25 protein-coding genes are annotated in these 19,804 nt (G+C 27.7%); all 25 read left to right on the forward strand.

Annotation, left to right across the window (positions count from 1 at the left end):
* Nucleotides 1-98 precede the first annotated feature (98 nt).
* On the forward strand, nt 99-473 hold the full coding sequence (gene flgB, locus OM90_RS01675; RefSeq protein ID WP_058485148.1) for a flagellar basal body rod protein FlgB: 375 nt from the start codon (nt 99-101) through the stop codon (nt 471-473).
* A 21-nt stretch (nt 474-494) separates the two neighbouring features.
* A complete protein-coding gene (gene flgC / locus OM90_RS01680) occupies nt 495-938 on the forward strand; it encodes a flagellar basal body rod protein FlgC (RefSeq protein WP_058485149.1) in 444 nt (147 codons plus the stop codon).
* A 13-nt stretch (nt 939-951) separates the two neighbouring features.
* Nucleotides 952-1,254, forward strand: coding sequence for a flagellar hook-basal body complex protein FliE (gene fliE, locus OM90_RS01685; RefSeq protein WP_058485150.1), 303 nt, complete (start codon nt 952-954; stop codon nt 1,252-1,254).
* A 42-nt stretch (nt 1,255-1,296) separates the two neighbouring features.
* Nucleotides 1,297-2,940, forward strand: coding sequence for a flagellar basal-body MS-ring/collar protein FliF (fliF, locus tag OM90_RS01690; RefSeq protein WP_058485151.1), 1,644 nt, complete (start codon nt 1,297-1,299; stop codon nt 2,938-2,940).
* Between the two features lie 5 nt (nt 2,941-2,945).
* Entirely contained in the window at nt 2,946-3,959 is a 1,014-nt protein-coding gene (gene fliG / locus OM90_RS01695) for a flagellar motor switch protein FliG (protein ID WP_144428517.1), read from the forward strand.
* On the forward strand, nt 3,952-4,704 hold the full coding sequence (locus OM90_RS01700) for a FliH/SctL family protein (RefSeq protein ID WP_058485153.1): 753 nt from the start codon (nt 3,952-3,954) through the stop codon (nt 4,702-4,704). The genes fliG and OM90_RS01700 overlap by 8 nt, the downstream gene beginning before the upstream one ends.
* A 23-nt stretch (nt 4,705-4,727) precedes the next feature.
* Nucleotides 4,728-6,041 carry a flagellar protein export ATPase FliI gene (fliI, locus tag OM90_RS01705; RefSeq protein WP_058485154.1) on the forward strand — a complete coding sequence of 438 codons (1,314 nt, stop codon included), beginning with the start codon at nt 4,728-4,730 and terminating at the stop codon, nt 6,039-6,041.
* Nucleotides 6,042-6,064: 23 nt separating this feature from the next.
* Nucleotides 6,065-6,541: a flagellar export protein FliJ gene (gene fliJ, locus OM90_RS01710; RefSeq protein WP_058485155.1), complete on the forward strand. Its 477-nt coding sequence runs from the start codon at nt 6,065-6,067 to the stop codon at nt 6,539-6,541.
* Nucleotides 6,525-7,256, forward strand: coding sequence for a MotE family protein (locus OM90_RS01715; RefSeq protein WP_058485156.1), 732 nt, complete (start codon nt 6,525-6,527; stop codon nt 7,254-7,256). The genes fliJ and OM90_RS01715 overlap by 17 nt, the downstream gene beginning before the upstream one ends.
* Before the next feature lie 22 nt (nt 7,257-7,278).
* On the forward strand, nt 7,279-8,619 hold the full coding sequence (locus OM90_RS01720; protein WP_058485157.1) for a flagellar hook-length control protein FliK: 1,341 nt from the start codon (nt 7,279-7,281) through the stop codon (nt 8,617-8,619).
* Between the two features lie 37 nt (nt 8,620-8,656).
* Entirely contained in the window at nt 8,657-9,466 is an 810-nt protein-coding gene (locus OM90_RS12245; protein WP_064505470.1) for a flagellar hook capping FlgD N-terminal domain-containing protein, read from the forward strand.
* Nucleotides 9,467-9,483: 17 nt separating this feature from the next.
* Nucleotides 9,484-9,846: a TIGR02530 family flagellar biosynthesis protein gene (locus OM90_RS01730; protein ID WP_058485158.1), complete on the forward strand. Its 363-nt coding sequence runs from the start codon at nt 9,484-9,486 to the stop codon at nt 9,844-9,846.
* Nucleotides 9,847-9,941: 95 nt separating this feature from the next.
* Nucleotides 9,942-11,261, forward strand: a complete 1,320-nt coding sequence (locus tag OM90_RS01735; RefSeq protein WP_058485159.1) for a flagellar hook protein FlgE — start codon at nt 9,942-9,944, stop codon at nt 11,259-11,261.
* 69 nt (nt 11,262-11,330) lie between these two features.
* Nucleotides 11,331-11,534 (forward strand): flagellar FlbD family protein, encoded by a 204-nt coding sequence (locus OM90_RS01740; RefSeq protein WP_058485160.1) that lies wholly within the window; start codon nt 11,331-11,333, stop codon nt 11,532-11,534.
* A gap of 10 nt (nt 11,535-11,544) precedes the next feature.
* Complete coding sequence (locus OM90_RS01745; protein ID WP_058485161.1) at nt 11,545-12,342, forward strand: motility protein A; 798 nt, start codon at nt 11,545-11,547, stop codon at nt 12,340-12,342.
* A gap of 2 nt (nt 12,343-12,344) precedes the next feature.
* Nucleotides 12,345-13,130 carry an OmpA/MotB family protein gene (locus OM90_RS01750; protein WP_058485162.1) on the forward strand — a complete coding sequence of 262 codons (786 nt, stop codon included), beginning with the start codon at nt 12,345-12,347 and terminating at the stop codon, nt 13,128-13,130.
* 11 nt (nt 13,131-13,141) lie between these two features.
* Nucleotides 13,142-13,630, forward strand: coding sequence for a flagellar basal body-associated FliL family protein (locus OM90_RS01755; protein WP_058485163.1), 489 nt, complete (start codon nt 13,142-13,144; stop codon nt 13,628-13,630).
* Between the two features lie 42 nt (nt 13,631-13,672).
* On the forward strand, nt 13,673-14,659 hold the full coding sequence (fliM, locus tag OM90_RS01760) for a flagellar motor switch protein FliM (protein ID WP_058485164.1): 987 nt from the start codon (nt 13,673-13,675) through the stop codon (nt 14,657-14,659).
* The gene (gene fliY / locus OM90_RS01765; RefSeq protein WP_058485165.1) at nt 14,660-15,835 is read left to right on the forward strand and encodes a flagellar motor switch phosphatase FliY; all 1,176 of its coding nucleotides are present in this window, start codon (nt 14,660-14,662) and stop codon (nt 15,833-15,835) included. It abuts the gene before it with no gap.
* A gap of 124 nt (nt 15,836-15,959) precedes the next feature.
* A complete protein-coding gene (locus OM90_RS01770; protein WP_058485166.1) occupies nt 15,960-16,322 on the forward strand; it encodes a response regulator in 363 nt (120 codons plus the stop codon).
* A 2-nt stretch (nt 16,323-16,324) separates the two neighbouring features.
* Complete coding sequence (gene fliO / locus OM90_RS01775) at nt 16,325-16,810, forward strand: flagellar biosynthetic protein FliO (RefSeq protein ID WP_058485167.1); 486 nt, start codon at nt 16,325-16,327, stop codon at nt 16,808-16,810.
* Nucleotides 16,797-17,600 carry a flagellar type III secretion system pore protein FliP gene (gene fliP, locus OM90_RS01780; RefSeq protein ID WP_202813778.1) on the forward strand — a complete coding sequence of 268 codons (804 nt, stop codon included), beginning with the start codon at nt 16,797-16,799 and terminating at the stop codon, nt 17,598-17,600. The genes fliO and fliP overlap by 14 nt, the downstream gene beginning before the upstream one ends.
* Before the next feature lie 16 nt (nt 17,601-17,616).
* Nucleotides 17,617-17,883 (forward strand): flagellar biosynthesis protein FliQ, encoded by a 267-nt coding sequence (gene fliQ, locus OM90_RS01785; RefSeq protein ID WP_058485169.1) that lies wholly within the window; start codon nt 17,617-17,619, stop codon nt 17,881-17,883.
* Nucleotides 17,884-17,896: 13 nt separating this feature from the next.
* Complete coding sequence (fliR, locus tag OM90_RS01790; RefSeq protein WP_058485170.1) at nt 17,897-18,682, forward strand: flagellar biosynthetic protein FliR; 786 nt, start codon at nt 17,897-17,899, stop codon at nt 18,680-18,682.
* Complete coding sequence (gene flhB / locus OM90_RS01795; RefSeq protein WP_242860842.1) at nt 18,679-19,803, forward strand: flagellar biosynthesis protein FlhB; 1,125 nt, start codon at nt 18,679-18,681, stop codon at nt 19,801-19,803. Before fliR ends, flhB begins: the two co-directional genes overlap by 4 nt.
* Nucleotide 19,804: the final 1 nt, after the last annotated feature.

Genomic DNA, 19,804 nt, shown 5'->3' on the forward strand with positions numbered 1-19,804 from the left:
TTAAAAATTTTATTTAATTTATATAATAAATTAAAATATATTTTATAAAAAATTAGCGATTTAGTAAAATATCATAGTTAAATAAAAGGAGGGATTTAATGTTATTTAATAATTTATATTCTAATGTAAATATTTTAGAGAAAGCATTAGATGCTTCATGGCTTAGAAATGAGGCAATTGCTAGTAATATTGCCAATGCAGATACTCCAGGATATAAAAGAAAGGATGTGGAATTTGAGAAATATTTAAATGAAGCTATAAAATTTAATAAATCTATACATGAAATAGATACAGACAAAATTAATCCTAAAATAATTACAGAATATAGTAATCTAAAAAATCGAATGGATGAAAACAATGTAGATATTGACGTAGAAATGACTGAAATGGCAAAAAATAGTATAAAATACAATACTTTAATTTCTCAAGTATCAAATCAATTTAAAAGAATTAGTATTGTATTAGGAAAATAGATTAAGAAAGGAGTCACTTAAATGTCTTTTTTTAACGCAATGAATATAAGTGCTAGTGGTCTTACAGCCCAAAGACTTAGAATGGATGTTATCTCTCAAAATATAGCAAATGTTAATACGACAAGAACTGAAAGTGGAGAGCCATATAGAAGAAAAACAGTATTATTTGAAGAAAAAAAAGATTATGTATCTTTTGATTCTATTTTAAAAAATCAGATAAATAGTTTTAATGGGTCAGGAGTTAGAGTAACAGATATTGTAGAGGATGATTCAGATTTTCAGTTAGTTTATGATCCAGAGCATCCAGATGCCGATGAAAATGGATATGTAAGAATGCCAAATGTTAATATTATTGAGGAAATGGTAAATATGATATCTGCAAATAGATCTTACGAAGCTAATGTAACAGCTATGAATACAAATAAAAGTATGGCACTTAAAGCATTAGAAATAGGAAATTATTAGTAGGGGGATACATATGGAAATAACAAAAATAAATCCATTTAATTTGTCAGAATATACAAATAATTCTAAACAAGTAAAATCTAATGAAGCAACTTTTGAAGATTTTTATAAAGCAGCTTTAGGATTAATTGATAAAACTAATCAATTACAAAAGGAAGCAGATCAGATCGGATTAGATTTTATGATGGGTAAAACTGATAATATTCATAATGTAATGATTGCTCAGGAGAAAGCTAATATAGCACTTCAATTTACTGTGCAAGTTCAAAGTAAAGTATTAGAAGCTTATCAAGAAATTATGAGAATTACATTATAATACATTATAATACATTATATTGCACAGGAATGAGGTGAATAAATGCAAGAAACGTTATCTAAGATATCCCAACAAATTACGGAATATTGGAATCGTTTTGATAAAAGTCAAAAAATAAGAATAGGAATTATAAGTTTTATAGGGTTACTTACTTTAGGAATTATTATTTTTATGGTTACAAGACCGCAAATGGTGAATTTATTTAATGAAGAGTTAACAAATTCTCAAGCTGCAGAAATTAAAGAAGTATTAGATAGAGCTTCTATATATAATAGGACAAATGAAGATGGAACGGCTATAAAAGTTAAGAAGGAAGATTATGCTAGGGCTAAAATGGCTTTAGCCAAAGAGGAAATTCCAGACCAGGGATTCACTTTTGAAGATGCATTAAAAAATAATATGGGTACTACTGAAACTGAAAAAAAAGCAAAGTTAAGAGAAGCTAAACAACAGGAATTAGCAGAGGATATAAGTAATATTGAAGGAGTAAATAAGGCAGAAGTTCATTTAGTTATTCCTGATGAAGATAATTTTTTTCTAGCATCCACTCAAGAAGCAAGGGCTAGTGTAAAACTTGATTTAATAAAAGATTTAACTAATAAGCAAATTGTAGGAATTGCTCATTATGTAGCCGGGAGTGTAGAAAATTTAGATGTTAAAAATGTAAGAATTATAGATAATACGGGAAATATTCTTTATTTAGGGGATGAAGATAACATCGTTGCAGACATGGATGAGCAACAAAACATAAAATTAGCAGCAGAAAAACAAGTTGAATTAAAAGTATTATCTATATTAGGTCCACTTTTTGATGATGTAAGAGTAACTCCTAATTTAGTTTTGGATTTTGATCAATATAAAGAAAGACAAGAAAAAGTTAGTTCTCCTATTGAAGGAGAAGACAAAGGAATAATTTCTTATGAAAATAAGGCAAGTAGGAAAGTTTCAGGAGGAAGTGAAGGAGAAGAACCAGGTCTTGCTGCAAATGCAGGAGAAATTACTCAATATCAAATGGGTGACGAAAATGTTTATGAAGCTCAAGAAAGTCAAAGTGAAATTAAATATGAACTAGATAAGCAATATATAGAACTTGAAAAAAGTATTGGTGATATTATACCAGATAAATCTAATATATCTGTAGTTGTATTAAGAGATAAGATTTATGATCAGGCTACAAAAGAACAAGAAGAAAAAACAGGAGCAGAAGATGAACTTCAAGAAGGAGAAACTTGGGAAGAATATAAGTATAGAATAAAATCAAATCCTTCAATAATTGATATTGATAATGAATATCCTGAATTAAATAGACTAGTTGCTAATGCGGCAGGAATAGATGTTGATAATGTAGAAATTGTTGGATATGAAATTCCTGTATTTATAGATAAAGAAATTAAACCTAGGTCATATATTGAATATATAATATTAGGAGGGTTATTTTTATTAATCGCTTCATTAGCATTTATAATAGTTAAAAGGTTAAAACCTAGTGAAGAAGAAATAGAAACAGAACCTGAATTATCGGTTGAAGAAATGTTAGAAAGCACTCAAGAAAAGCAAGAAGAAGTAGAGCCTATTGAATATGGTGAAGAATCAGAGATAAGAAAGCAAATAGATAAATTTGTTGATGAAAAACCTGAAGCAGTAGCAAGTTTGCTACGTAACTGGCTTAATGAAGAATGGGAGTGAACAAGATGGCAGTTGTAAAAGAAGAATATACGGGAAAAGAAAAAGCTGCTATGTTGCTTATTACTTTAGGGCCTGAAAAAGCCGCCAAAATTTTCAAACATTTAAAAGAAGAGGAAATAGAACAACTTACTTTAGAAATTGCTAATATTCGCACTGTATCACCAAAAGATAAAGAAAAAATATTAGAAGAATTTTATCAACTTTGTCTAGCTCAAGAATATATTGCTGAGGGTGGAATTAATTATGCTAGACAAATTCTAGAAAAGGCATTAGGTAGTGAAAAAGCAATAGAAGTTATAAATAAACTTACTGTTTCATTACAAGTTAGACCTTTTGATTTTATTAGAAAAACGGATGCTTCACAATTACTTAATTTTATCCAAAATGAACATCCTCAAGCTATAGCATTGATACTTTCATATTTAAAGCCAAGTCAAGCAGCATTAGTATTAGCAGCTCTTCCACAGGAAAAACAAGCTGATGTAGCAAGAAGAATTGCTTTAATGGATAGAACCTCTCCTGATATTATAAAAGAAGTAGAAAAAGTATTAGAGAAAAAATTATCATCTTTAGTGACGGAAGATTATACTGCAGTTGGTGGTGTTGATGCAATTGTAGATATTATTAATTCTGTTGATAGAGGAACAGAAAAACATATTATGGAAACTTTAGAAGTAGAAGATACAGAATTAGCAGAAGAAATTAAGAAGAAGATGTTTGTATTTGAAGATATTATTACTTTAGATAATAGGTCAATTCAAAGAATCCTTAGAGAAATTGATAACAATGATTTAGCTATAGCTTTAAAAGGAGCGGGAGAAGAAGTCAAAAATGTCATTTTCTCAAATCTTTCCAAGAGACTTGCTACAATGATTCAAGAAGATATGGAATATATGGGACCTGTTAGATTAAGAGATGTGGAAGAAGCACAGCAAAAGATAGTAAATGTAATAAGGAAATTAGAAGATATAGGAGAAATTGTTATTTCTAGAGGGGGAGGCGATGAAATAATTGTCTAATATTATTAAAAATTTAGCAGTAAATTTAAATCAGGGAGAAGCTGTTTATATAGATATTCAAAATAATAATATTCAAAAGACATTAGAAGATGATAAAACTGTAGATAATCTTGAAAAAAATATAAGAGAAGATATTATCTTAAAGGCTAAGGAAGATGCTAAGGAAATCATTTTGGAAGCAGAAAAAAAGGCAGCATTAATTTTAGATAATGCAAAAAAAGAAGCAGAAAATATAAAGATTAACATAGAAAATATGAAAAAAGAGGCTAAGAAAAAAGGTTATGAAGAGGGTTTTAAAAGAGGAGCAGAAGAAAGTGAAAAATTATGTAAGCAAGCTAAGTTAGAATTAGATAATGCGATTAAAGAAAAAGAAAGAATTATAAAAGATATTGAACCTAAGATGGTAGAGTTGATTTTAGATATTTGTGAAAAAATTTTAGGACAAACTATTAGTATAAATAAAAAATCTATATTTTATTTAATAAGAAAAGGTTTTGTAGAAATTCAAGGCAAAGGAGAAAAGATAACAATTAAGGTTTCAAATGACGATTATAAAAACATATTAGAATTTAAGGAAGAGTTTATGGATGAAATAGGTTTTAAAGGTGAGTTTAACATAATAAAAGATCCATCTTTGAAATCAGGAGATTGTATTATAGAAAGTGATTTTGGAAATATTGATTGTAGTTTAGGAACTCAATTTCAAGGATTGAAACAAGAATTACTTTTCCTCTTAGGCTCTTAATTATATATAGGATGGGTGAGATTTTGAGTAAAATTAATATAGATAAATATCGTAAAGTATTAGATAAAAACTATATAAAGTATCAAGGAAGAGTCTCTCAAGTGGTTGGATTAACAATTGAATCCATAGGCCCCATTTCTAATGTAGGAGATATATGCTTTATTAAATCTCAAAATCAGAAAAATTCTATAATGGCAGAAGTAGTAGGATTTAGAAATAATAAGATATTATTAATGCCTTTAGGGGAAATGTTAGGGATAGGACAAGGAAGTATTGTTGAAACTTCAAAAGATACTTTAAATGTTGCCGTAGGACATCAATTGTTAGGGAGAGTTTTAGATGGTTTAGGACATCCTATAGATGATGGTGAAATACTTAATTTAGATAATAAATATCCCGTTCAAAACAGTCCTCCTCACGTTCTTAAAAGAAATAGAATAAAAGAGATATTACCCTTGGGAATTAAAGCAATAGATGGTCTTTTGACAGTGGGAAAAGGACAAAGAGTAGGAATTTTTGCTGGTAGTGGGGTAGGAAAAAGTACATTATTAGGAATGATTGCAAGAAATGCAGAAGCCGACCTTAATGTAATAGCATTGATTGGAGAAAGAGGAAGAGAAGTAAGAGAATTTATTGAAAAAGATTTAAAAAAAGAGGGTTTAAAAAAATCGGTTATAGTTGTAGCAACTTCAGACCAGCCAGCTTTAATTAGATTAAAGGCTGCTCAAACAGCTACGGCAATAGCTGAATATTTTAGAGATCAAGGTAAAAATGTACTTCTTTTAATGGATTCCCTCACTCGTTTTGCTATGGCTCAAAGGGAAGTAGGGTTAGCTATAGGAGAACCGCCGGTAACAAGAGGATATACTCCATCTGTTTTTGCAGTTATGCCAAAGCTTTTAGAAAGAGCTGGTAATTCAGATAAAGGGTCTATCACAGGATTATATACCGTATTAGTAGATGGAGATGATATGACAGAACCTGTTACAGATACGGTTAGGGGAATATTAGATGGACATATAGTATTATCAAGAAAAATAGCCAACAGAAATCAGTATCCTGCTATAGATATATTACAAAGTATATCTAGGGTAATGAATGATATTATTTCTGATAAACATAAAGAAATGGCTTTTAATATAAAAAAATTATTAGCAGTATATAAAGAGGCAGAAGATTTAATAAATATAGGAGCTTATGTTAAAGGAAGTAATGAAGAAATAGATGAAGCAGTATCTAAATATAAAGATATTTATTCATTTTTAACTCAAAAAGTCGAAGAAAAATATGAATTTAATAAAACTTTAGAAGAAATGCAAAAAATTGTCTTTAGCTAAAATTCCAAATAAAGGTGAATTTAATGAAACGTTTTATTTTTACAATGGATAATGTTCTAAATATAAGAGAGAAATTAGAAGAAAAGAAAAAACAAGAATATGGGAAAGCGTTAAATAAACTTCAAAATGAAATAGAGAAAAAGGAAAATTTAATTAAAGAAACAAATACCTTTTTACAAATTTTAAGTAATAAAATTGAAGAAAAAATTCATTCTAATGAAGTGATTTTATGTAATCAATATATAAATTATTTAAAAGAAAAAATAGATGATCAAGAAAAAATAGTTCAAGATGCTGAACAATATGCACAAAAGAAACAAGAAGAACTATTAGAAGCAGTAAAAAAGAAAAAAATGCTCGAAACTTTAAAAGAAAAGAGATTAATAGAATTTTTACAAGAAATGAATAGAAAAGAACAAATTATAAATGATGAAATAGTTAATTTTAAATATCAAGCACACCTTAAAGATGGGGGGGATGAAGATGGCAAAATCGGTTAAATCACCTAAAGACACAAAAATAGAACAAAGTAAAGAAACAAAAAAAAATAAAAAAAGTAAAAAACCATTAATAATTATTGGTATCATTTTACTATTATTTTTAGCTGGAGTTATTATTTATTTTAATATAGGTAATTTAACTGAAAAATATTTAAAACCCTCTTTAGAAAAAATTCCTATTTTAAGCAATTTGATCGTTAAAACTGAGGAAGATGAATATTCTGATTTATCAAGAGAAGAACTTATATCAAAAATAGAAGAATTACAAAATTTATTAAATAAAAAGGAAGAATTAATAGATATTAGTGAAGACACTATTGAAAAATTAGAAAGTGAAATTCAAAGATTAAAAGAAATAGAAGAAAATCAAATTCAATATAAAGAAGATAAACAAAAATTTGATGAAATGGTAGCTTCACAGGATCCAGAAGAATTTATGAGTTTTTATGAAGAAATATATCCAGATACAGCAGCAGAAATATATGAAAAGTTATTAAGTGAAAAAGAACAGACAGAAGATATAAAAAATTATTCAGAAACCTTTGAAAGTATGGATCCTTCAGATGCTGCAGAAGTTTTTGAAGAAATGATAGAAACTGATATGGATTTGGTTGTTCTTATTCTTAAAAATATAGATAATGAACAACAGGCTGCTATAATAGGAGAAATGAATCCTGAAGAAGCAGCAAAAGTAGTTAAGGCTATGGCACCATAATATAAAAGAAAGGAGGGGAAGAATGAATTTAACAACATTAAATTTTTCTTCTATACAGACAAATTTATCAATTCAATCTGCTGATAAAGAAATATATTCTAATAAAAGTAATAGCAATAATCAATTTGAAGAAACATTGCAAAAAGTACAAAATCAATCGCAAAAATACGAAAATAAAAATGATATAAAATCAAATCAAATTTCACAGAAAAATGAAGATATAAAAACAAATTTAATAAAAAAAGATAGCAATAATTTAGAAGAAGAAAAAACAGAAATAGAAGAACAATCAAAAATTCCAAGTGAAGAAGAAATAATCTTATTACTTGAACAAAAAACAGATTTATCTATGGAAAATATAGAAGAAACATTAAATGAATTAGGATTTACAGTATATGATTTATTTTCAGTTCAAAATTTACAACAATTTATGAAAAAAATCCAAGGAGTAGACAATGTAATAGATTTACTTTCTATTCCTGAAGCTGTTGAAACATACAAAAATATAATGAATATTTTAAATGAAATAAAAGAAGAAATTCCTAATATTGAAAATATCATTTCTAAAAATAATTTATCTAATACCACAGATATTGTTAAAGATATTAATTCTAATAAAGATACTTTGATAAATAATTTCCATAATGATGGATTAAATTTATCAGAAGAAAAGGTAGGAAATAAAGAAATACTTACAGAAAATTTTAGTCAAGAAGAAAGCTCGAAGAAGGAAATTTTAGAAAAAGAGTTTTCACAACAAAAAATATCTACTAATAAAGATAATAATATGTCAGAAGTTGAAGTAAAAGAAATCATAGTAGAAACAATAGACAATAATAATGGAAATATTATTAACCAAAATATTATTTATGAAAATAAAATAATAAAAACGGAATTAAGTCAAATTAGTTCAGAATCAGTTCAGCAACCACAACAAATAATAGAACAAATGGTTGAATACATAAAAGTTAATTTAGCAGAAGACATAACTGAAATCAATCTTAATCTTAAACCAGATTATTTAGGGAAATTATCTCTTAAAATTGTTAGTGAAAAAGGAATCATGACAGCACGTTTTATTGCAGAAAACCAAGTTGTAAAAGAAGTTATAGAAACAAATTTAAATCAACTTAGAGATGTATTAGAGGATCAAGGCATAAAAGTAGATAAATTAGAAGTTTTTGTAAAACAAGAATTTGATGGTCAAGGATTTAATTTTAATCAAGAAAAGTTTTCAAAATCTAATAAAAGAATATCTTCTATAATTGCCAATTTGGATGAGACAATAGAAGAGATATATGATGATGTAGAAACTAAAAATCCTTATATCTTTTCTGAAAATAAAATCGATTTTTTGGCATGATATTAATTGATTATTAATCTTTATAAGGGGGGATTTTATGTCCAGTATATCAAATACAAGCTATATTAGTGCTACTGATTCTAAAATTCAGTATACACAAGAGACTACTACAGCAGAAAATGAATTAGATAAAAATGCTTTTTTAAATCTCTTAGTAACCCAGTTAAAATATCAAGATCCTTTAAATCCTACTGATGATAAAGAATTTTTAGCTCAAATGGCACAATTTTCATCCTTAGAACAAATGCAGAATTTAAATAGAAATTTTGAAGCTACAAAAGCATTTTCCTTGTTAGGTAAAGATATTCAAGCGACCATAACTAATGATTTAACGTCAGAAGTAGAAACTATTCAGGGCAAGGTTGATTTTGTGAAAATAAAAAATGGAAATGTTTATTTAGTTGTTGATAATAAAGAAATTTCTATTGATGATGTAGAGGTAGTAACAGACTCTCAATTGTTTGATATAGATACAGATATTACCAATGTTTTTGAACTAATAGGAGAAGTTGTACAAGTAAAAAGAAATAATCCAGAAACAAATGAAACAGAATATATTGAAGGAAAAGTTACGCATATAAATATGGAAAATGGTGTTCCATATATAGTTATTGGAAGTGGAGAAAGTTCTATTGAAGTAACTTTAGAAAATTTAGAAGGAGTTATAGATAAAGAATCCTTAACTGGCAAAAAAGTTATAGCTTCTTTCTTTAATGATGAAACAGGTGAAAATGAGGAAATAGAAGGAGAAGTAGAATATATTTTAGTTAAAAATGAGGTTACTTATGTAATAGTAGATGGAAAAGAAATTTCAATTAAAGATGTTGAAAAGGTATTTGATAATTAATTATAGGGAGCGATTTTATGAAAATAAATAATGTTTCTCCCATTAATGCCTTTAATCTTAATGCAAATAAAGTTAATACTAACAGTCAATTTGAAGAAATATTAAAAAATAAAATATCTTTTAATGAACAAATAAAGTTTTCTAAACACGCTACTATGAGACTAAATTCTAGAAATATTCAATTTACAGACGAACAAATAAAAAGACTTAACAAGGGAATTACAAAAGCACAGGAAAAAGGTATTAAAGATTCTTTAATCTTAGTGGATCAAGTTGCTTTAATAGTCAATATAAAAAGTAAAACAGTAATAACGGCAATGGATTCAAATAAAACAGAAGAAAATGTATTTACAAATATTGATGGAGCTGTAATTATTTAACCGGACCTCGAAAGAGGAGGTTTTCATCTTGGAATGATTGAAAAGATGAATTACAGTTCTCTAAAGAAAATGTTTATAATAGGGAGGTCATAAATATGATGAGATCTATGTTTTCTGGAGTTTCTGGACTCAGAGTTCATCAAACAAAAATGGATGTTATAGGTAATAATATAGCAAATGTAAATACAACTGCATTTAAATCAGGACGTGTTACTTTTAATGAAGTATTTAGTCAAACTCTTCAAGGAGCTAGTGGACCTAGTGAATATACTGGTAGAGGCGGTATAAATCCTATGCAAGTAGGATTAGGAGTTAATGTTTCTTCCATAGATACTCTTATGACAAGTGGTGCAGCACAAAGAACAGATAATCCTTTTGATTTAATGATAGAAGGTGACGGTTTCTTTGTTGTAGGAGATGAAAGTGGAACTTATTTTACAAGAGCAGGAATTTTTAGAAAAGATGATTCAGGGAATTTAGTTATTCCTAATGGAATGAAAGTATATGGATGGGATACAGTAGAAACTGATGAGGATACTGGAGTTCAAACAGTAGTAAGAGGGAATGTTGCTCCTCTTAAACTAGATACCCCAGAAAATTTAGTAGCAGAACCGGAGGCAACAACGAGAATTAATATTCAAGGAAATTTAAATTTAGTAGACGGAGAAGAAGGAATAACTATCCAAGTACAATTTTATGACACTTTAGGTAATCTATTTTCAGGTAATTTACAGGCTACATATGATGCAAGTAGTGGAGAATGGACTATACAAGCAATTGATGAAGATGGAAATGCCGGAAGTGATATGTATATTGTAAGTTCTGATGGAGAAATTGAGACTACCATTACTGGACTTAGCGATTTAAATATAACTTTTGATTCTTCAGGAAATCCCGTTTATCCAAGTGGAGTAGATGAATTAATTTTCCAAATTCCTGAAGGAGATTTACAAAATTCTAGTGGGACAACTATATCCAAAATAGGTCCAATTGAGATTTCATTTGATGATATAACACAATATAATTCAACTACTAGCATAGACCCAATAAGAGTTGATGGAAGAGAAGTAGGAACTCTTCAGGGATATAGTATTGGTTCAGATGGAATAATTACTGCTTCTTATAGTAATGGAGATACAAAAGTTCTTGGACAAATAGTAGTAGCAAATTTCATAAATCCTGCAGGTTTAGAAAAAGTAGGAGATAATTTATATGCGACCACTCCTAATTCTGGAGATTTTGATGGAATAGGAGAAGAAGGAACCTTACAAGGTGGAGTTTTGGAAATGTCAAATGTTGACCTTTCTTATGAATTTACAGAAATGATAACAACCCAAAGGGGATTCCAAGCTAATTCAAGGATTATTACAGTATCAGATGAAATGCTTCAAGAATTAGTTAATTTAAAACGTTAATATAGAAAATCCCCACTTTAAGGGTATAAGTAGATATAATTAAAGTGGGGATTTTAAAGGAGAATATCAATGATTGAAGTGACAAAATTAAATAACATAAAAATTGTTATTAATGGAGATTTAATAGAATTAATTGAAGAAACTCCTGACACAGTAATCACAATGACAACTGGTCGAAGGATTGTTGTAAAAGAAACAGTTGATGAAATTATAAATAAGGTAATTCAATATAAGCAAAAAATTTTCATACCAACGAAGACTTTATCAAAGTGAGGTGACGATATTGGACCTTTCAACCATAATAGGAATTATAAGTGGGATTATATTTGTAGTATTATCTATTATGCTAAAAGGAAGATTAGGATTATTTGCTGATATTTCTTCCGTTATGATTACTATAGGAGGAACTTTTGCTTCAGTATTAATTTCTTATCCTCTAAATAAATTTATTAATTCAATAAAAACAATGGGATTAATTTTTAAAAATAAAGAATTAAATGCTGGAGAAGTAATAAAACAAATTATAGATTTAGCTAATATTGCTAGAAAAGAAGGACTTTTAGCTCTTGAAGAAGCAGCTCAGGAAATGGAAGATAAATTTTTACAAAAAGGAATCCTTCTAATAGTTGATGGAACAGACCCAGAATTAGTTAGAAATATTATGGAAACAGAATTAGCTTTTGTAGAAGCTCGTCATAAAGAAACTCAAGGATTTTGGGAAACAATAGCAAAGTTAGGGCCTGCTTGGGGGATGATTGGGACATTGATTGGTCTTATTATTATGTTAGACCAGCTTGATGACCCTACCAAGATAGGTCCGGCTATGGCAGTTGCTTTGCTTACAACTTTCTATGGTTCGATTTTAGCTAATTTATTAGCTAGTCCAACCGCTAATAAATTAAAAGTTAGAAGTAGTGAAGAGATATTATTAAAAGAGGTTATGATCGAAGGACTTTTATCTATTCAAGCAGGAGAAAATCCAAGAATAATTGAAGAAAAATTAAAGGCATTTTTATCACCAACTCTTCGTAATAGTATGGAAGAAAAAGAAGAAGAAAAAGTTGTAGAGGTAGGTGAATAAAAATGTCAAGAAAGAAAACAATTCAAGAGGTAAACGAAGGCTCTCCAGATTGGCTAAATACTTATGGAGATATGGTTACCTTATTACTTACTTTTTTTGTACTTCTTTTTTCAATGTCTACAATTGATATAGCTAAATTCAAAGCTTTTATTAACTCTATTGAAGGATCTTCTGGAATATTGTCAGGGGGTTCTAGTATAGGAGATGGAAGTGAGGTAGGAAATGGAATAAATCAGTTATCCAATTTGGATATATATTTTGATAAAACTAATGAAGAAGAAATACAACTTAAAACACAGGAAGAATTAAAGCAAATGCATTCAGATCTAAAAAATTATATACAAGAAAATAATTTAGAAGAAGAAATAAATGTTACTTTAGGAAATTATTATGTTGTATTAACTTTTAAAGATGGAGTACTTTTTGACAGTGGGAAAGCGGAATTAAAACCAGAAGCTATAGAAATATTAAATAAAATAGGTACACAGCTTTCTAAATATGCAGATAATAGAATACGTTTTGAAGGCCATACGGATAATCGTCCGATTAATACTATAAGATTTCCAAGTAATTGGGAGTTATCTGCTGCAAGAGCAATAGCAGTTGCAAAATATTACATAGATGAGTTAGGATTTGACCCAAAACAATTTTCTACAGAAGGATTTGGAGAATATGCCCCTATAGCTGATAATAACACTGAAGAGGGGAGAGCAAAAAATAGAAGAGTAGAAATTAAGATTTTAAGTAAATATGTTTCATATGCAGTGGAAACTGAAGCATTGCAATAAGGGGGATTATAATGGAAAAAAACAAAACATTAATTTTTATTATAATAGGAGTCTTATCAATAACTGTAATAGTTATGGCAACTACGCTTTTTTCGACGCTTAATTCTTTAAAAGAAGCTACAGAAAACAAAAAAAATTTGACATTTGAAGAAGTTTCAATTGACACAGAAGATATATCTATTTTTTCTATTTCAGACCCTATAACTGCTAATCTACTCAATAATGAAGAAGATGATACTCAGCATATTCTTCGTATTTCTGTAGGATTAGGATTAGATAGCAAACAAAAAGATTTTAAAGAAGTAAATAATGAATTAACAGAAAAAACAACTATTATTAGAGATATTATCATTAAAACAATTAGAAATAAAACTTATGAAGAAATGCAAAAAGCTAATGCGCAAGAGTTAATAGGGGATGAAATTTTAAGTAATATAAAACAAGAATTTCAAACAAATACCATAGTAGATATTTATTTTGAAGAATTTTTTGTTCAATAACATTTTTAAATAATTTTATAAGCTAGAATGGGAGGTGGTTTAGTGGGTGAAGTTTTATCACAAAGTGAAATAGATGAATTATTAAAAGCCTTAAATACAGGAGAGTTAGATGTTGAAGATATTCAAGCTAACGATAGAGAAAAACATATAAAAAATTATGATTTTGCTAGACCTTCTAAGTTTTCAAAAGAACAATTAAGAACTTTAGAAATTATATTTGAAAATTATTCCAGAATAGCTTCTACATATTTATCTGGATATTTAAGGACTCCTACTAAAGTAGAAGTTATTAATGCGGAAGCAGTTACTTATTATGAATTTAGTAATTCTCTATCTAATCCTGTAATATTATCTATAGTAGATTTTTATCCATTAAAAGGATCAATAATATTTGAAATATCTCCAAATGTTGGTTACTGTATTATAGATAGAATTTTAGGAGGAAAAGGCTCTGCAATTGATAAAATAAGAGAATTTACTGAAATAGAGAGAATTCTTTTAGAAAGAATAGTAGCGCAATTATTAAATTTATTAAAAGAACCTTGGGAAAATGTATTAGAAATTAATCCAAAGCTTGAAAAAATTGAAACCAATTCTCAATTTGCTCAAATCATTTCTCCAAATGAAATGATTGCCTTAGTAACTTTAAATGTGAAAATTGGAGAAGTTGAAGGAATGATGAATATTTGTATTCCTCATTTAGTTATTGAGCCTATTATGGATAAATTAAATACTAAATATTGGTTTACAATTTCAGAAAAAGAAGATCAAACAATTTATAGAGAATATTTAGAAAAAAGATTAGAAATTGCTAAAATACCTATAAAAGCAATATTAGGGAAAACTCATATTACAGTAGGGGAATTTATAAATCTTCAAAAAGGTGATGTTATAAAATTGGATTCATATATAAACTCTGATTTAGATATTATGGTAGGTAATATTTTAAAATTTCATGCTAAACCAGGTATATTAAAAAATAAAAATGCTATTCAAATAACGTCAATTGAAAGGAAGGGGGAAGAATAAATGGGAGATATGCTTTCACAAGCTGAAATAGATGCATTATTAGGAGGAACAGATGAGAATACAAAAGAAAATACCTCAACTACAAATCAAATAAATATAGAACCACTTACAGAAGAAGAAAAGGATGCCTTAGGAGAAATTGGTAATATAAGTATGGGGACTGCAGCAACCACTTTATTTACTTTATTAAACCAAAGGGTTACAATTACTACTCCAAAAGTAAAAACTATGACATGGGAAGAATTGGGAGTAGAATATCAAGAACCCTGTGTAGCTATTAATGTAGAATACAAAGAAGGATTAGAAGGAATTAATTTATTAATTTTAAAAGAAGAGGATGTTAAGGTTATAGCGGACCTTATGATGGGAGGAGATGGAACAAATGTAAAAGGAGAGCTTACAGAATTACATTTGAGTGCTATAAGTGAAGCTATGAATCAAATGGTGGGTTCAGCGTCCACATCTATGTCATCAATGTTTAATAAAAAAATAGATATTAGTCCACCTAAAGCTTTTGCAACTAATTTAAATGAAGGGGATATGATAGAAAATGTAGGGTTTGGAGAAAATGGAATAGTAAGAATTGCATTTAAAATGGAAATAGGAGATTTAATAGATAGTGAAATTATGCAAATACTTCCTATTGATTTTGCAAAAACCCTTGTGAAAAATTTAATAGAAGCTGAAGGGAATAATTCTGATAAAAATATAAATGAACATATAACAAAAGATTTAGAAAGTGATATTCCAATGCAAACTTCTGATACATCTAATTTATCTAATCAATCACAACAACAAGTTAAACAAAATATTAATCCTCAAGTTTCAAGAGAACAAGAACCTCAAATAAGATCTTCTAAACAAGAGACTATTAATGTTAAACCTGCTCAATTTCAAAATTTTGATACAGGAGCTGTTGTTCAGCAAAAGGAAAATATTGATCTTATAATGGATGTCCCTTTGGAAGTAACAGTAGAATTGGGAAGAACACATAAATTAATTAGAGAAATATTAGAATTTAGTCCTGGAACTATTATTGAATTAGATAAATTAGCTGGAGAACCTATTGATATTTTAGTAAATGGTAAATTTGTTGCAAAAGGAGAAGTTGTAGTCATTGATGAAAATTTTGGAATTAGGATTACAGATATTATAAATGTCGAAAATAGGATATAATATTTGTTTTTAATATAAATTTGTCGTTTTTTGAATGGAATTTATATTTTAAATATATTATAATACCTATAAAAACTATAATACATATTGTATTCCATAATTATTTAAAGGAGAGGATAAATAAATGCCAAAAAGTATATTAATTGTTGATGATGCAGCTTTTATGAGAATGATGATTAAAGATATTTTAACTAAAAATGGATATGAAATTGCAGGGGAAGCAGAAAATGGAGCTAAAGCTGTAGAAAAATTTAAAGAATTAACTCCAGACCTCGTTATAATGGATATTACAATGCCAGAAATGGATGGAATACAAGCAGTTAAAGAAATTAAAAAAATTGATTCAAATGCTACTATTATTATGTGTTCGGCAATGGGACAACAAGCAATGGTTATAGAGTCTATACAAGCAGGAGCTAAAGATTTTATCGTAAAACCTTTTCAAGCAGAACGTGTAGTTGAAGCAGTAAAGAAGGTCATAGGTTAAATATGATTAATATAAATGACTTTTTGAATTTTGCATTTGGACAGATAACTTTTTTAGATAGCGAAATGCAAATAAATACAAACTGGTTTAAAATGCTAGGCCAGTTTTTTTTCCTAATAATAATATTTATACTTATATTAATATTAACGTATTATGTAACTAAATGGATAGGAAAGTTTCAATATAAAAAATATCAAGGTAATAATATTAAAATTATAGAATCTATAACCATTGCACCACAAAAGACACTTCAGTTGATTAAGGTTGGTAATAAAATTCATTTAATTGGACTTTCAAAAGATAATATTACTTATTTAACAGAAATTGATGAAGATATTATTAAAAATCCAATTTTAGAGAACCACGTAAATAATGTTTCTGATAATAAATTTGAGTTTTATTTAAAATCATGGGTTCAAAAATTAAAAAAAGATTCCAAAATAAAAGATACTACTTCTACTGGAGAGATTCATGATGAAAATAAGTAAAAAAATAAAATTTTTAATTAGTACATTAGTTGTAATAATCATATTACAAATACCTTTTAGTTCTAAAGTTTTTGCAGAACCAACAGATTCAACTTTTACTATACCCAAAATTGGAATTAATGTAGAATCAACAGAAAATCCTGATGAAGTAGTTACGAGTTTACAAATTCTTTTTATTCTTACTATTATTTCATTAGCTCCTTCTATATTAATTATGATGACTTCTTTTACAAGAATTATTGTAGTATTACATTTCTTACGTTCTGCAATAGGAACACAACAAACTCCACCCAATCAAGTTCTTATAGGTTTAGCTTTGTTTTTGACATTATTTATCATGGGTCCTACTTTTACACAAATTAATGAACAAGCCTTAACGCCTTATACAAATGGAGAATTATCTCAACAAGAAGTTATAGAAAAAGCCATGGAACCCATGAGAGAATTTATGTTTAAACAGGTAAGAACAAGTGATTTAAATTTATTTATGGGAATTGCCCAAATAGAACCTATAGAGGAGACAGAAGATGTTTCTATAATGGACCAAATTCCTTCAAGAGTATTAATTCCAGCATTTATTATTAGTGAATTAAAAACAGGCTTTATGATAGGATTTTTAATATATATACCTTTTATTATCATAGATATGATTGTTGCTTCTACTTTAATGTCAATGGGAATGATGATGCTTCCTCCTGTTATGATTTCTCTTCCGTTTAAAATACTATTGTTTGTTATGGTAGATGGATGGAATTTAGTAATTAGTCAACTTGTTCAAACTTTTAGGTAAAAAGGAGGAAGAGATTATGGAACAGATTATAATAGATTTAGCTAAAGAAGCTTTATTGACTACAATAAAAGTATCAGCTCCTATGCTTCTTATGGGATTAATTGTAGGGCTCATTGTAAGTATATTTCAAACAGTTACTTCAATTCAAGAACAAACTCTAGCATTTATTCCTAAGATTCTTGCAGTATTTATATCAATATTAATATTTGGACCTTGGATGCTTACTACTATGATAGAATTTATAAATAATTTATATAAAAATATGAATATGTATATTCGTTAAAGGAAAGTGAATTATGGACTTCTTAATGAGTAATGTGTTTTTTCATATAGATATTGTTCTTCTAGTTTTCATTAGATTTTTAGGTTTTTTTATTACATCTCCTGTTTTTGGAGGAAGAGATATTCCTTCCTATTCAAAAATAGGGCTTTCTTTTATTATGAGTACTATTTTGATTTCTACTATGCCAGATATTACAGTAAGTTATAATGATAATATTTTGGGGTATGTATTACTTATTTTAAAAGAATTAGTTGTGGGGATGCTATTTGGATTTATAGTATATTTGATTTTAAGCACTTTTTATTTAGCGGGACAGCTTATAGATTATCAAATAGGTTTTTCAATGATAAATGTTTTAGACCCATTAAGTCAAATACAGATACCTATTACAGGGAACTTTTATTATTTAATTATATTAGCTTTGCTCTTAGTAACTAATGGACATCATAAAATAATACAAGCATTATTTTATAGTTATAATGTTATTCCTATAGGAGAAGCAATTTTTAATAGTACAATGATAGGGAATTATATTATTATTTTATCCGATATATTTATACTTGCTATTAAAATAGCATCCCCAATTATAGGAGCCATTTTAATATTAGATGTGGCATTAGGGATATTGGCTAGAACAGCTCCACAAATGAATATGTTTGTTATAGGATTGCCTTTGAAATTAATTATAGGATTAGTATTTTTAATGATAATAACTCCTTTACTTAATATGATATATAATTTTATTGCAGAAGAATTATTTAGACAATTATTTATTGTAATTAAAGGGTTGATGCCGTGAAAAAGAATATAAAAAAAATGGAAATTTCTCAAAAATTAATTTATAATTTACAATTTTTTGCGGATAAAGAAGGCAAAACTGAAAAAGCAACTCCTAGAAAAAGAAGTAAAGCTAGAGAAGAAGGACAAGTAGCAAAAAGTATAGAAATAAATACAGCTTTTTTACTGATTTTTATGTTTGCAGGTTTAAAATTATTCGGAATTTTTATATATGATAAGATAACTATAATTTTTAAAAATACTTATGTACTTTATTCAGAATTAGATAATATTTTTAATAAAACGTATATTTTGGAATTTATAAATAATACGATTATTCAAATTCTTATTATAGTTTCACCTTTATTTGTAATTGCTTTAATTGTTGGTATCACTACAAGTTATATTCAAGTAGGATGGCATCCAACCTTAAAGCCGTTAAAACCTAAATTTAATAAATTAAATCCAATAGCAGGTATAAAAAGATTGTTTTCAAAACGTGCCTTAATAGAATTAATGAAAGCTATATTTAAAGTTGTGGTTATTACAATAATTATATATAACTACATTGTTGATGAAATAGAGAATATTATGTTGTTGATAGACATGGATTTAATAGAAATGGTAGGTTATATTGGCAATATTGCAATTAATATAGGATTAAGAGTAGGGATATTTTTCTTGTTTATTGCAGTAGGAGATTATATATATCAAAGATATGAACATGAAAGTAATTTAAAAATGACAAAAGAAGAAGTAAAAGAAGAATATAAAATGACTGAAGGGAATCCTCAAATTAAAAGTAAAATTAAACAAAAAATGAAAGAAATATCTATGAGGAGAATGATGGAAGAAATACCAAAGGCAGATGTTGTTATTACAAATCCTACTCATTATGCTGTAGCAATAAAATATGATTCTAATATTTCATCTGCTCCAATTGTAGTAGCTAAAGGGGTAGATTATTTAGCCGCAAGGATTAAAGAGATTGCAGGAGAAAATAATATAGAAATTGTAGAAAATAAGCCACTTGCAAGGATGCTTTATCAAACTGTGGATATTGGAGAAGAAATTCCCCCTGAATTGTATCAAGCTGTGGCAGAAATATTGGCTTTTGTATATAGTTTAAAAAATAGTGTGTAGT

Source organism: Defluviitalea phaphyphila, from assembly GCF_001466305.1.
GTDB lineage: Bacteria > Bacillota > Clostridia > Lachnospirales > Defluviitaleaceae > Defluviitalea_A > Defluviitalea_A phaphyphila.

What these genes read in the sequence shown, in the direction of transcription:
- flgB (WP_058485148.1), top strand. Translation starts at nt 99, where the DNA reads ATGTTATTTAATAATTTATATTCTAATGTAAATATTTTAGAGAAAGCA.
- flgC (WP_058485149.1), top strand. Translation starts at nt 495, where the DNA reads ATGTCTTTTTTTAACGCAATGAATATAAGTGCTAGTGGTCTTACAGCC.
- fliE (WP_058485150.1), top strand. Translation starts at nt 952, where the DNA reads ATGGAAATAACAAAAATAAATCCATTTAATTTGTCAGAATATACAAAT.
- fliF (WP_058485151.1), top strand. Translation starts at nt 1,297, where the DNA reads ATGCAAGAAACGTTATCTAAGATATCCCAACAAATTACGGAATATTGG.
- fliG (WP_144428517.1), top strand. Translation starts at nt 2,946, where the DNA reads ATGGCAGTTGTAAAAGAAGAATATACGGGAAAAGAAAAAGCTGCTATG.
- fliJ (WP_058485155.1), top strand. Translation starts at nt 6,065, where the DNA reads ATGAAACGTTTTATTTTTACAATGGATAATGTTCTAAATATAAGAGAG.
- OM90_RS01715 (WP_058485156.1), top strand. Translation starts at nt 6,525, where the DNA reads ATGGCAAAATCGGTTAAATCACCTAAAGACACAAAAATAGAACAAAGT.
- OM90_RS01720 (WP_058485157.1), top strand. Translation starts at nt 7,279, where the DNA reads ATGAATTTAACAACATTAAATTTTTCTTCTATACAGACAAATTTATCA.
- OM90_RS12245 (WP_064505470.1), top strand. Translation starts at nt 8,657, where the DNA reads ATGTCCAGTATATCAAATACAAGCTATATTAGTGCTACTGATTCTAAA.
- OM90_RS01730 (WP_058485158.1), top strand. Translation starts at nt 9,484, where the DNA reads ATGAAAATAAATAATGTTTCTCCCATTAATGCCTTTAATCTTAATGCA.
- OM90_RS01735 (WP_058485159.1), top strand. Translation starts at nt 9,942, where the DNA reads ATGATGAGATCTATGTTTTCTGGAGTTTCTGGACTCAGAGTTCATCAA.
- OM90_RS01740 (WP_058485160.1), top strand. Translation starts at nt 11,331, where the DNA reads ATGATTGAAGTGACAAAATTAAATAACATAAAAATTGTTATTAATGGA.
- OM90_RS01750 (WP_058485162.1), top strand. Translation starts at nt 12,345, where the DNA reads ATGTCAAGAAAGAAAACAATTCAAGAGGTAAACGAAGGCTCTCCAGAT.
- OM90_RS01755 (WP_058485163.1), top strand. Translation starts at nt 13,142, where the DNA reads ATGGAAAAAAACAAAACATTAATTTTTATTATAATAGGAGTCTTATCA.
- fliY (WP_058485165.1), top strand. Translation starts at nt 14,660, where the DNA reads ATGGGAGATATGCTTTCACAAGCTGAAATAGATGCATTATTAGGAGGA.
- OM90_RS01770 (WP_058485166.1), top strand. Translation starts at nt 15,960, where the DNA reads ATGCCAAAAAGTATATTAATTGTTGATGATGCAGCTTTTATGAGAATG.
- fliO (WP_058485167.1), top strand. Translation starts at nt 16,325, where the DNA reads ATGATTAATATAAATGACTTTTTGAATTTTGCATTTGGACAGATAACT.
- fliP (WP_202813778.1), top strand. Translation starts at nt 16,797, where the DNA reads ATGAAAATAAGTAAAAAAATAAAATTTTTAATTAGTACATTAGTTGTA.
- fliQ (WP_058485169.1), top strand. Translation starts at nt 17,617, where the DNA reads ATGGAACAGATTATAATAGATTTAGCTAAAGAAGCTTTATTGACTACA.
- fliR (WP_058485170.1), top strand. Translation starts at nt 17,897, where the DNA reads ATGGACTTCTTAATGAGTAATGTGTTTTTTCATATAGATATTGTTCTT.